Here is a 12,615-nt window from a genome sequence, read left to right on the forward strand (position 1 = left end):
TGCATCATCAATATATATCAAGGGAAACGTGATCCCTTGCGACAAAGCTTGCCTATGGGGTTAGTCTAAAGTTTGGCGGCCGGAAAAGGTATTGATTTTATGCACGAATATTTGTACTTTTCGCGGCTCCCAGCGGACGCGGACCGTTGAAGCCGCGGCGCTTGCGGTTCCCGGACCAGACGCTGCCCGCGCCCAACAGGAACGTCGGAATGCCGGCGGCTACCAGCGTAATCGCCCATTCCCGCGCGCCGAGCGGAACCGTTTTAAAGATCGGCTGCAGCGGTTCGATGTACATGACGCCAAGCATCAAAATGACGGAAGACAAGACCGCAAGCACCAATAACTTGTTTTGCAAGATGTTGCGGTGAAAAATCGAACGCGAGCTGCGGCAGTCGAAGACGTGGATCAACTGCGCCATGACCAAAGTGGCGAAAGCGACCGACTGCGCTTTGATCAGTTGGCCCGGATCGTCCGGCGCGTACTGCAGCGTCAGCCAGAAGGCGCCAAGCGTACACACGCCGATCAGCACGCCGCGGCTGATGATTTTCCAGCCCAAACGCCGGGCAAAAATATTTTCGTTCGCCCCGCGCGGCTTGTGCTCCATCAAATCTTTCTCCGGCTGGTCCACCCCAAGCGCCATCGCCGGCAGGCCGTCGGTGACGAGGTTCACCCACAAGATCTGAATGGGCAGCAGCGGCAGCGGCAGCCCGGCCAGCATGGCGAAAAACATCGTCAAAATTTCCCCGACGTTCGACGCCAGCAAATAGCGGATGAACTTGCGGATGTTCTCGTAAATGTTCCGGCCCTCCTCGATCGCGGCCACAATCGACGTAAAGTTGTCGTCGCTCAGGATCAAGGAAGAAGCCTCTTTGGAGACGTCGGTTCCGGTCATGCCCATCGCGATGCCGATGTCGGCCGCTTTGATCGCCGGCGCGTCGTTGACGCCGTCGCCGGTCATCGCCACGACATGTCCTCTGCGCTGCAGAGCTTTGACGATCCGCAGCTTATGTTCCGGAGAAACCCGGGAATACACGTAGATGTTCTCCACCTGACGTTCGAGTTCTTCATCGCTGAGCCCTTCCAGCTGCTGGCCGGACATCGCGGAGCCGCCGCGCGGCAAAATGCCGAGCTCGGAGGCGATCGCTTCGGCGGTAAGCCCATGGTCCCCGGTGATCATCACCGTTTTGATACCCGCCTTGCGGCAGACGTTGATCGCGTCCCGCGCTTCGCGCCGCGGCGGATCGATCATGCCCGCCAGGCCGACGAAAATCAGCTGCGATTCCACGCCGTCCTCACCATCTGCCCCTTCATGAGATCTTAATTCCCGGTACGCCATGCCGAGCACGCGCAGCGCGCCGCGGGCCATCTTTTCGTTGGCGGCCTGCACCCGCTGGCGGAATGTCCCGGTAAAAGGCACCACTTTCCCTTCCCACAAAATATACGAGCAGCGCTCCAGCAGCATATCCGGCGCACCTTTCACCAGCGCCATTTTACCGCCCTGATGCGAAACGATCACGGACATCGCCTTACGCTTAGAATCGAACGGAAACTCCCGCTCGCGCGTATACATGCCGCTTAAGGAGGCCGGGGACAAGCCCATTTTTGAAGCCAGCGTAACCAAAGCCCCTTCGGTCGGGTCGCCTTTTAATTTCCAAACCGGGCCCACCGCCGCTTCATCTTTCGTCTTGCGCCGGCCGCGTTGTTCCGGGTCATCCTCATATATGACGGCATTGCTGCACAGCGCGCTGATTTGCAGCAGCCGGCGCAGGCTTTGATCCTTGCGCAAATCGACCGGGCTGTCCCCCTCGAGGATGTTGCCGACCGGCTCGTAGCCTTCACCGGTGACCTCCAAAGAACGGCCCTCCAGCCAAAGGCGGGTAACGGTCATTTTGTTTTGCGTCAGCGTGCCGGTTTTATCCGAGCAAATGACCGATGCGCAGCCCAGCGTTTCCACCGAAGGCAGCTTGCGGACGATCGCTTTGCGTTTGATCATCCGCTGTACGCCGAGCGCCAGGGCGATCGTGACGATGGCCGGCAGACCTTCCGGAATCGCGGCGACCGCCAGACTGACCCCGGCAAAAAACATGCCGCTCGCCGGCTGCCCCTGTAAAATGCCCAGCAGCACCACGAGCACGGTCAGGCCAAGCGCCATGTAGATCAGAATTTTCCCAAGCTGCTCAAGCCGCCGCTGCAGCGGCGTTTCCTGAGCTTCGGTATTTTGGATCAGGTCGGCGATTTTCCCCATTTCGGTGTCCATGCCCGTCCGGATAACGATGCCTCGCCCGGTACCGCGGGTAATCATCGTGCCCATAAAGCCGATATTTTTCTGGTCGCCGAGCGGCACTTCACTTTCTTTCAGCACCCCGGCATGCTTGCCGACCGGATGCGATTCGCCCGTAAGCGCGGATTCCTCGACGTCCAGGCTGTTTGTGGACAACCAGCGGATATCCGCCGGAATCCGGTCGCCGCTCTCCAGGGCAACGATGTCCCCGGGAACAAGCTCCCGGGCCGGCACATGCTTCACGGTTCCTTCCCTTAGCACGTTGGCGTGCGGCGCCGAAAGCTGCTTCAGCGCGCGCAGGGAGCGCTCCGCCCGGAATTCCTGGATGAACCCCAGCACCCCGTTCAAAACAATGATGGCTATAATCGTCACGGCGTCCAAATATTCACCGAGAAATCCCGAGATCAGCGTGGCGCCCATCAGCACCAGCATCATGAAATCCTTAAACTGATTCAGAAACAGCAGGATCGGGGAAATCCGCTTCCCTTCTTCGAGCTCGTTCCAGCCGCTCTCCTCGCGTCTTCGTTGCGCTTCCTCGTCGGACAACCCCTGATCACGCGTGACGCCAAGCCGTTCCAAAAGCGCTTCAGCACTCCACTGGTGCCAGTTTTTTTGTTCCATCCCCTATTCCCCTTCCGTTTTTTGTGCAGTTTCAGCGTGAAGGCTTTTCCACCTAGGGTAAATGTATTCCGGCCAGTCCCAAATTATCACAGCGGAGCCCTTAAGTTTTTGCCCAAAGTATGGCATCATAGAAGAGGCGTTTTCTTTAACATTACTTAGACAGAAAGACAGGAGATAACAAGCTTATGGCACTCGATGGCATTGTAACCCGTGCGCTCGTTCATGAACTGCAAGCCTGCATAGGGGGGCGCATCAATAAAATACACCAGCCCGCGGCCAGCGACATCGTGTTGGCCCTGCGTACGCAGGGTGGCAACCGGCGCCTGCTGCTGTCGGCGAATCCGACGTATCCGCGCGTTCATTTTACGGAAAGCTCTTTTCCGAATCCGCTGGAAGCTCCGATGTTCTGCATGCTGCTGCGCAAGCATTTTGAAGGAGGAACCATCGAAGCGATCAGCCAGGTCGGCATGGAGCGGATCATCCATATCGATGTCCGCACGCGCGATGAGCTTGGCGATCTGTCGTTGAAGAGGGTCATCATCGAACTGATGGGCCGGCACAGCAACATCATTCTCGTCGATCCGGCGGCAGGAGTTCAGCTTGACGGAATCCACCATGTGACCCCGGCCATCAGCGGCTACCGCGTCGTTATGCCCGGATTCGCCTACACCCATCCTCCCGAGCAGCACAAGCTCGACCCGCTGGGCGCGGAGCGCGCCGGGTTTTTGGCGGCTTACCGGGAGGCGGAGCAGGCCGGAAAAGGCAGCGGCTGGCTGGTCGAGGCCTATAACGGATTAAGCCCGCTGATCGCCGGGGAAATTTACGCCCGGGCGGGCCTGACCGGACCCGACAAGGAACAAACCGGCCTTGATTCTGCGGAGCGGCTATGGCAGGCTTTTTCCGCGCTGATGGAAGATGTCCGGGGCCACGCTTATACCCCGGTGACGGGCGAAACCGCCAAAGGAAAAAGCGTGTTTTCCGCGATCCGGCTGACGCAAATCCAGGGCGAACTGCGGACTTACAAGTCGATCAGCGAATGCATGGAGGACTATTACGGAGACAAAGCGCGGCGCGACACCGTTAAACAGAAAACGGGCGACCTGCTGCGGTTTTTGCAAAACGAACGGAACAAAAACATCAAAAAGCTGGCCAACCTGGAAAAAGACTTAAACGAAGCGGAGGACGCCGAACGCTACCGGATCTGGGGCGAGTTGCTGCTTCCATCCCTGCATGCGATCCGCAAAGGCGACCGCTCCGTGGAACTGGTCAATTATTACGACGAGGAGCAAAAGACCGAAACGATCCCGCTCGACCCGCTGCTCAGCCCTTCGGAGAACGCCCAGCGCTATTTTAAGAAATACAATAAATTCAAAAACAGCCTCGCCGTCATCCACGAACAGATGAAGCTGGCCGGGGAGGAAATCGCTTATCTGCAAGGGCTGCTGCAGCAGCTGGACGACGCTACATTAAGCGATATCGACGAAATCCGCGAGGAGTTGACCCAGCAAGGGTATTTACGGGACCGGGGAAAAAAGGGCGGCAAAAAGAAGAAAAAAGGCGACCGTCCGACGCTGCACCTCTACACTTCCTCGGAAGGCATCGAAATTTACGTCGGCAAAAACAATCTGCAAAACGAGTACGTCACGAACCGGCTGGGCAAACCAAACGACACCTGGCTGCATACGAAGGACATTCCGGGCTCGCATGTGCTGATCCGCAGCGATAGCTACGGGGAGGCTACTTTGAATGAAGCGGCCCAACTGGCCGCGTATTTCAGCCAGGCCAAACAGTCCAGCAGCGTGCCGGTCGACTGCACCCTGATCCGCCACGTGCGCAAGCCGAGCGGGGCGAAGCCCGGCTTCGTCATTTATGACCATCAGCGGACATTGTTCGTGACGCCCGACGAGCAGCTGATCAAGGCTTTGCCGAGCTCCGTCAAAAACGGTTAGCGGAAATAGCCGGCAGACCGCGCAAAAAAAGCAGCCCCGAAGTCCGTTTTGGACCTCGGGGCTGCTTTGTGTTTGAGCATCATTGCGCCCGGCCGGCCAGCGCCGCTGACTTAAGCCGCTCCACCGTCCCCGGCGGGGCGGTGCGGCTGCCGAGATCGCCGTGGAACACGACGCCCTGGCGCACGCCGTGGTAATCCGACCCGCCCGTGGCGATCAACCCGAATTGTTCGGCCATCGCCATGTATCGCTTCTCCTCGTCCGGACCGTGGTCGGAATGGTAAACTTCGATGCCCGCGGGTTTCCCGTTTTCGAGAATCTTTCGCACCAGATCGTCGTCGCCGTACAAGCCCGGATGGGCCAGCACCGGCGCTCCGCCGGCCTCGCGGATCCACTCCATCGCTTCCTCGGGGCCGATCCTTGGCTGGGACGCGTACCCGGGTTTCCCTTCCGCCAAATAGCGGTCAAACGCGTCCCGCATGTCCTTCGCAGCCCCTTTGCGGACGAGCGCGTCGGCGATATGCGGCCGCCCCACGCTTTCATCGGGGCGAAGCGGCCGCGACAAGCCGTCCTTCACCTCCTGCAGCGTGATCGGAATGCCGAGCTTTTGCAGGTTGGCGATAATTTTTTCGTTCCGCTCTTCGCGCACCGCCCGCAACCGCTCCAGCCGCTCCAGCAGCAGCCCGTCCCGGTCGTTCAAAAAATAACCGAGCACATGGATGTCCTTGCCCCCGGCCCGCGTGCTGATCTCGACTCCCGGTACAACGGCGAGCGAAAGCCGCTCCCCCGCTTCCCGGGCTTCCGCGATGCCGGCCACCGTGTCGTGATCGGTGATCGCCAGTCCCGCCAGGCCTTTTTCCTTGGCCAGCCTGACGTTTTCCGCCGGGGCGTTCATGCCGTCCGAAGCCTGCGTATGCGTATGTAAATCAAATTTACCCTCCCCTGCTTGCTGTGCCTGTGTCATCCTTCCTTCCACTTCCTTTGTTGTCTATTTTATCCTCCGTATTCCCGCAAAAACGTCAGGAATGTCACCGCGCTGACCGGCAGCAGCGTCGATTTCAAGTGGATCGAATAAAATTTCCGCTTAAAAGAGACACCTTCGATGTCGAGCGCCTCCATGAGGCCAAGCGCCTGTTCATGCTTGACGGAAGACGGGGAGATGATCGTAATCCCGATTCCCGCTTCGACCGCCGATTTGACCGCTCCCGTACTGCCCAGCTCCATAACGGTTTGAACCCGGCTCATCTCGATCCCGCGGCGCTTAAATTCGGCTTCCATTACCTGGCGCGTCCCGGAGCCTTTTTCCCGCAGCACAAACGGATAAGAAACAACCTCCTCCAACGTCACCGTCTTTTTGCCGGACAGCGGATGCCCCGACGGAACGATCAGTTTCAGCTCATCCTCCATCACCGGCTCCGATACCATATCCGGGTGCTGGACGGGCGCTTCGACGAGTCCGAAATTGAGCTGATGACCCACGATCTCCTCGATAATTTGCGTTGTATTCATCACTTTCATCACGATCGAAATGTGCGGATACCGCTGCCCGAACGGTCCGAGCAGCCGCGGCAGCACGTATTCCCCGATCGTCAGGCTCGCCCCGAGCTGAAGCCTGCCTTCCAGCATCGAAGTATACCGCGACATCGCCTGCTCGGTTTCCCGGATAAGCTCAACGCTTTTTCGGGCAAACGGAATCAGCGTCTGTCCCGCCTCCGTCAGCTCGATTTTTTTCGTCGATCTGACCAGCAGCTTGCAGCCGAAATAATCCTCCAGCGATTGGATCTGCATCGTCACCGCCGGCTGCGTCATGTGGAGCGCCTGAGCGGCCGCCGAAAAGCTTCCCCGCTCCGCGACCGTGTAAAAAATATGGAGCTGGTGGTAGTTCAACGCCATCGTCCGCTACCCCCCTTTCTTTAACCCTACAATAGCATGTTCAGGCCAACAAAAAAAGCATGCCGCTTGAGCATGCGAACCTTGCTATACGTCCAATCTCCATCCGCTTAACATCGCGTCATCTGCGTTTGCGGCTGTTTTTGATCAACGTCATCCGCCGGGAGTGGCGCAGCCAGGAATAATAGGATTTCAAATCGCGCAATTCAATCGTTTCCGACATCCGGCCCAGGAACGTAACGATAATCATCCGGTGCAGCGGCCGGCCGGCCAAATCGAATTCGCCCGGAATTTCCGTAAATTCGGCAACCATAACCAAGTCGTCGTCAATCAAATAGACGTCCTCTTCCTTCCGGTAGTATGGGGTAATCCGCCCCTGCTTCAAGCATTCCCAAGCCCATCCGGCAATTTGCTCGAATCCGATGTTTTCCCGGTTGACCCGATCGTGATATCTGCTTCTTGCGTGGTTTGTCACCACGATGTCCGCTACTCTTTTATCCCCTAAAATAATATGGAAAGCTTCATAGGTTCCCCAACGCTCCGTCGCCCTATCTCTCATGCCGCACCTCACATTTAATAGGCTTGTTCAACATACTAACCGTCAATTTCATGTTCATAAGCCTCTTTGCCAACAGACTCATGTAACTATATAGGTCTTTTTGACTAAGCACTTTTACCTATTATATTATATAATTTCCTATTCTTCTACAAGGCAAGCGCTCGCAAATCGTAAAAAAAGTATAAACTTAGAAACTTTAGACCTATTTTTGGCATCGACAACATGGCGTATCCATAATTATAGCCGGCTTTGCATTAGACGTTCGCCTTCAATAAAGCGCAGAACCGCGTTCCATTGCAGGCACATTTGAGACGCGTTCACGCTTTCACTTGGAAAAATTCAATATTACCATCATACTTCTATTCTATTGGATATATCCAATGACAATGCCAATACTTAGTTTACCCTAAGAAAAACGCCTGACGGCGTTCTTAAGTGTTCTGACTTCTATTTGGACGCTGCTCTAACGGACACCAGCGACCTTATCCGCCCATTTCCCGGGTATTTCCCAGCCTAACGGACACAGGCGACCCTATTTCGCTCTAAACCCGTTCATCCAGGACGATTTGCGGTAAATAAGGTCTTCTGTGTCCGTTACATTTTGCAAACCTCCGTTTTTCCGCAGATAACGCCTCTGGTGTCCCTTAGCCTTCAAGCCCTCATCTTACCTCTATCTGCGCATCGTCCTCTACCCCGCCGTAATTTTGTAAATAATTCCGGCGTTAAAAAAAACACCCGGCTGCTTTCGATAGCTGCCGGGCGCTTCTCGTTATCTTACAGTCCGTAATACCGGGTTTTGTCCGGAACATCCTTGCTGTATTCCGTCTTGATTTCCCCGCGGTAAGATCGTTCGATTTTGCGGACATAGGAGAGCTTGCGAATGTTGCGCATAATGTCTTCGGCGCGCTCCGCGTCCACATACATGACCACATAATGCATGCGCCGGGACAAGTAGTGCACGCTCCCGTACTTCTCCAAATTTCTTGCCGCCTTTAAATCGCTGACCCAAATAATATAGCCTGTACGCTCCGGAAACATGATTCCCCCCCTCCCGGGTACGTTATAAATTTCGGCGGCCGTGAGCTATCCAACTGCTGCAGACTGGCCGCGTTTCGAATTTAATGGCGGCATTTGCCGCTTTAACCGCAGCTGCACTTGCCGCCGCTCCCGCATCCGCCGCCTTTCGGATTCGGATCGTTGCTCGGCACCTTGATGCTGTCCGAGACGGCATAAGCGATCATTTCCGACATCTCGTGCAGGATGTCGTCGAGCTCGTTTTCGGCCGCTTTGAATTTGCGGACGGCTTCAAACTGCTCCAGCTCCTTCTCGACCGCAGCCACTCTATCTTTGGCTTCATGGTAGTTGGGATGGAAATGACCGAAGCGTTCCGTTTCCTGGAAGAGCTCTTTCTGCGATTCCAGCTTCTTGACCAATGCCTGAATCCCGGCATCTTCCTCTACGCGGCGTTTCCAGTATAAATAATCGGACACGGCGCGCGAGTTATTTATCATATCGCCCAATTCATAGGCGTATGTCAGCACGGCGGCCATATCGACCGTGTTCTTCTCGATTACGCTCATGAATTTTCAACTCGATTCTGCTCCTTATTATCCACCGGAGGTAGACGACATAATCATATCACAATCCGGCTATAAGAAGAAGGGGTTCATCCTTCCTAATCCCCGGCTTACCGCGCAATTTCGGGCACGATCAGCCGCATGGCCCGCCAGTCCCCGGGGTACAGCCACATCTCCCGTCCCTCGTCAGGCCCTTTTCCCGATGGGGAAGGAAGCGTGCGAACCTTGACGCTCCAATCCTCATCGCCGCGAAGCTCCAGGGGCAGGCAAAGAAGCGTTTCCCCGCCGATTTGCAAGGCGACCATCGTTTGCCACGCCTCGGCCTGAGCAATGATTTGACGCGCCGTTGAATGGTGGTAAGACCTCTGTTCCTTCCACCACATCGGCGGCAGTTCCCGGAGCCCGGGAAAAATCTGCTCGTCGCCGGGAAGCTCATCATCAGGCTCGTAAAAATGCAGGTCCGTTCCCTGGTAGATCCAGCCTTGTCCGCCCGTTTCCTCCAGCCAGCCGATGCCGGAAGCGTCCGAAGGTGCGGAACCTTGGCCCGTCAGCCTCGGATATTCGAGCTTCGTTTCGGCAGAACCGCGGCCCGGCGGAGCGAGCCGTTCGCCCTCGAGCGCCTTTCGCACCTCCGCTTCCCTTCCTGCGGCGACGATAAAATCCAGCGGCCCGATCCGCTCCACAGCACCGTGCAGCGCGGAAAGCGAAGCGATCCTGGCGGCCGCTTCGGCGTCGGCGCAGCGCAGCAGCAGCACTTCGGCAAGCGACGTCCGGCCGATTTCCCTTCCCCACTGTTCGAGCGCGTTCAGCACCGTCTCCGGGACGAAGGCGGCATGCCCGGTCAAGAAGGCGGACACCTCCTCCGGCGTGCGGCCGTACCGGGCGGCCCCAGCAACGCTCGCCCGGGTCAGCCGGTACACGCTCATCACATCCGTCGCGACGTGCTCGCAGCAGGCTTCAAGCTCGAAACGCACCGAAAAAGGAACGTCCGGCGGCACGAGAATTTCAAAATCCGGCTGGACGATGACTTTTCCCGAAGCTTCACCCGAACCGACTTCAGGAAAGAAAGCAAGCTCACCCCTCCCGATCCGCCAGCGAAACATTAACCCGTCCTCCGGATTTTCCCCGAGGTCCATCCAGCCAAATCCGGCGCAAGCCGCAAGCCAGCTGCCGATCCAGTCCTGGCGTTCCTTGGGAAGCGAATCGGCCAGCATCCCCTGATCCAGCAGCGTGCCCAGCAGTTCTTCAATCGAATACCACTCGCCCGCCTGCAGATCCGGTGCGGCGAGGCGCAGCACAACATGCGCCAGCCCCGGCTCCGCCGGAACATAGCGCTGCAAGGCGTGGCGAAGCAGCACCCGATTCATCGCCGGAACGTCCAATGCAAGCCAGGACGCCAGCGCCCCGTCGTTCAGGCGCCACGCCGCCCGTTCTTTGGCGATCAGCCCCAGCGCCTGCAGCAGATCAAGCACGATCGCCAGCTGCGGCGAATAAACGTCGGCATGCGGATACTTTAATCCCAGGCCGGCCACATCCCGTTCGGTCAGCTGCAACCGGCCCGTCAGCTTGCCAAGCTCCTTTTGGTGAATCGTGCCTTTAGCCGTTAATTTCAAGCCGTTTCCGGCGATATAAGTAAGCGCTCGGAACAAATCGAAAGCCAGTCCGGTCTTGGCTTCCCGCCGCAGGCTGGCCGGTCCTCCGGCCAGCGGTTTCAAGCCGGAATACCGCCATACGCGCTGCAGCTGCAAAAGCTTGTCCAGCGGCAAATAATACAGCTTTTCGCCCCAGGCTTTGCGAACGGCCCTGATGTCGCCCCGGCGCAGCAACGCCGGCATCGCCGCGCGCAGCTCCGCGCCCGATACGTCGCCAGCGGCAGCCGAGTTGACCTGCTCAAGCTTAAACGGCTGCCCGGCAAACCGGCGAAACAACCGGCGGAGCGCCCGCTCCGCGGACGAAGGCAGCGGCGGCTGCATGGCATCGCCGTTCCAGTCCATGAAATGGTTCGCTTGCGGGCCCGTCATGCCTCAAACACCTCCCGCTCCCGCCGCACGGCGTATTCGTAACCCTGCTCCAGCAGGAACAACTGGCGCCGCAGGGCGAAATCCTGCTCCCGCGTATTCTCCGATACAAGCGTATAGAAATAGGCGCGGCTGCCATCGCTTTTCGGCCGCAAAATCCGCCCGAGCCGCTGCGCCTCCTCCTGACGCGAACCGAAGCTTCCGGAAATTTGAATGGCCACGGAAGCATCCGGCAAATCAACGGCGAAATTGGCCACCTTGGAGACGGCCAAAACGGGAAGCCCCCCTTGACGAAACGCCTGAAACAGCTTTCCCCGCTCCGTTTGCGGCATACTGCCGGTGATAAGCGGGACGCCGAGATCAGCGGCTAGGCGTTTCAATTGTTCCAGGTACTGTCCGATGATTAAGATCTGCCGCCCCCGATGCTTTTCGAGCAGTTGCCTTACTACGGCCAATTTCTGCGGGTTTTCCGCGGCAATGCGGAATTTTTCCTTCCCTTCGGCCAGGGTGTATTTTTCCTGATGATCATCCGGCATCGGCACGCGGATCTCCTGGCAATCGACGCGGGCGATAAACCCGACCTCTTCCAGATCTCTCCACGGCACGTCGTACCGCTTGGGCCCGATCAATGAAAACACGTCGCGTTCGCAGCCGTCCTCGCGGACCAGCGTAGCGGTGAGCCCGAGCCTGCGGGTCGCCTGGATATCGGCGGTCGCCCGAAAAATCGGCGCCGGAAGAAGATGAACTTCATCGTAAATGATCAAACCCCAATCCCGTTCATTGAAAAGCGACATATGCTTGAAGCCCTCCTCCTTCCGGTTCCGATGAGTCAGTATTTGGTAGGTCGAGACGGTGACAGGCTTCACCAGCTTTTTCTCTCCCGAATATTCCCCGACCGCTTCGGGAGACAGGGTCGTTTTGCTTAAAATTTCGGAAATCCACTGGCGCACCGATGTGACGTTGGAGGTCAAAATCAGCGTTTCGCACTGAAACCGCGCCATCGCCGCCAGGCCAACCACGGTTTTTCCCGCTCCGCAGGGCAGGACGACAACGCCGCTTCCCCCGTTTCCCTTTTGTCCCGCAAAAGTCTCAACCGCCCCAAGCTGATAAGGTCTCAGCTGAAATGGCCTGCCGTCCGGCAGGGATGAACGCAGCGTAAAGCTCATCGCCTTCCCGCTGTGGTATCCGGCTTCGTCCAATACGGGGTAACCGAGCCGGGCCAATTCCCGCTTAAGCAGCCCGCGGTACTTCGCCGGCAGCTTTACGTTTCGGACGCCGGCCGCCGCCGGCTTTTCTTCCGGGAGCGCAACCTGGCCGATGAGCTCATCCAGCAAGCCGTCCTCCCGGCTCAGGTTTTCCAGTTCGATCAGCTCGGGATTCTCCAAGACGGGATGCAGCTTTAAAGCGCCGTATCTGGACATCCATTTGCGGATGTCGAGAGCGACGCCTTCGGGTAAATCCCAGCGCGCCACCGAGCGCAGGCGCCCGATGATCTCCTCCGCATCCAGCCCGCCGGCCGCCGCATTCCATAAAGTAAGCGGGGTGATCCGGTATGTATGGTAAACAGCAGGGCTTTTCACCAGTTCGGCAAACGTGGACAAAATCTCCCGCGCGGCTGCAAAACCAGGGTGATCCTTCTCCAGCAGCACGGTAAAATCGCGCTGAACGATGCAGGCTCCCGCTTTATTCACAAGTTGTTCCTCCTTTCGTGCCGTAACCGCTT

9 protein-coding genes are annotated in these 12,615 nt (G+C 57.6%); 1 reads left to right on the forward strand and 8 read right to left on the reverse strand.

The window, feature by feature from the left end:
- Nucleotides 1-97 precede the first annotated feature (97 nt).
- The gene (locus EHV15_RS29230) at nt 98-2,902 is read right to left on the reverse strand and encodes a calcium-translocating P-type ATPase, SERCA-type (protein WP_128634333.1); all 2,805 of its coding nucleotides are present in this window, start codon (nt 2,900-2,902) and stop codon (nt 98-100) included.
- A 185-nt stretch (nt 2,903-3,087) separates the two neighbouring features.
- On the opposite strand from EHV15_RS29230, the gene EHV15_RS29235 reads away from it, so the two are divergent.
- Nucleotides 3,088-4,851 carry an Rqc2 family fibronectin-binding protein gene (locus EHV15_RS29235; protein WP_128634334.1) on the forward strand — a complete coding sequence of 588 codons (1,764 nt, stop codon included), beginning with the start codon at nt 3,088-3,090 and terminating at the stop codon, nt 4,849-4,851.
- 79 nt (nt 4,852-4,930) lie between these two features.
- Here the strand turns inward: EHV15_RS29235 and EHV15_RS29240 are convergent, their stop codons facing one another.
- The 7 genes from EHV15_RS29240 to EHV15_RS29270 all read right to left on the reverse strand — a co-directional run bounded on the left by EHV15_RS29240 (nt 4,931) and on the right by EHV15_RS29270 (nt 12,583).
- On the reverse strand, nt 4,931-5,812 hold the full coding sequence (locus EHV15_RS29240) for a PHP domain-containing protein (RefSeq protein ID WP_128634335.1): 882 nt from the start codon (nt 5,810-5,812) through the stop codon (nt 4,931-4,933).
- Nucleotides 5,813-5,841: 29 nt separating this feature from the next.
- A complete protein-coding gene (locus tag EHV15_RS29245; RefSeq protein ID WP_128634336.1) occupies nt 5,842-6,741 on the reverse strand; it encodes a selenium metabolism-associated LysR family transcriptional regulator in 900 nt (299 codons plus the stop codon).
- Nucleotides 6,742-6,859: 118 nt separating this feature from the next.
- On the reverse strand, nt 6,860-7,297 hold the full coding sequence (locus EHV15_RS29250; protein WP_128634337.1) for a hypothetical protein: 438 nt from the start codon (nt 7,295-7,297) through the stop codon (nt 6,860-6,862).
- 774 nt (nt 7,298-8,071) lie between these two features.
- Nucleotides 8,072-8,335 carry a YlbG family protein gene (locus tag EHV15_RS29255; protein ID WP_128634338.1) on the reverse strand — a complete coding sequence of 88 codons (264 nt, stop codon included), beginning with the start codon at nt 8,333-8,335 and terminating at the stop codon, nt 8,072-8,074.
- A 101-nt stretch (nt 8,336-8,436) separates the two neighbouring features.
- The gene (locus EHV15_RS29260; RefSeq protein WP_128634339.1) at nt 8,437-8,877 is read right to left on the reverse strand and encodes a YlbF/YmcA family competence regulator; all 441 of its coding nucleotides are present in this window, start codon (nt 8,875-8,877) and stop codon (nt 8,437-8,439) included.
- Between the two features lie 107 nt (nt 8,878-8,984).
- Nucleotides 8,985-10,895: a helicase-associated domain-containing protein gene (locus EHV15_RS29265; protein ID WP_246061821.1), complete on the reverse strand. Its 1,911-nt coding sequence runs from the start codon at nt 10,893-10,895 to the stop codon at nt 8,985-8,987.
- A complete protein-coding gene (locus tag EHV15_RS29270; protein ID WP_128634340.1) occupies nt 10,892-12,583 on the reverse strand; it encodes a DNA repair helicase XPB in 1,692 nt (563 codons plus the stop codon). Before EHV15_RS29270 ends, EHV15_RS29265 begins: the two co-directional genes overlap by 4 nt.
- Nucleotides 12,584-12,615 lie beyond the last annotated feature (32 nt).

It is taken from the genome of Paenibacillus oralis (assembly GCF_003863965.1).
Taxonomy (GTDB): Bacteria; Bacillota; Bacilli; order Paenibacillales; family Paenibacillaceae; genus Fontibacillus; species Fontibacillus oralis.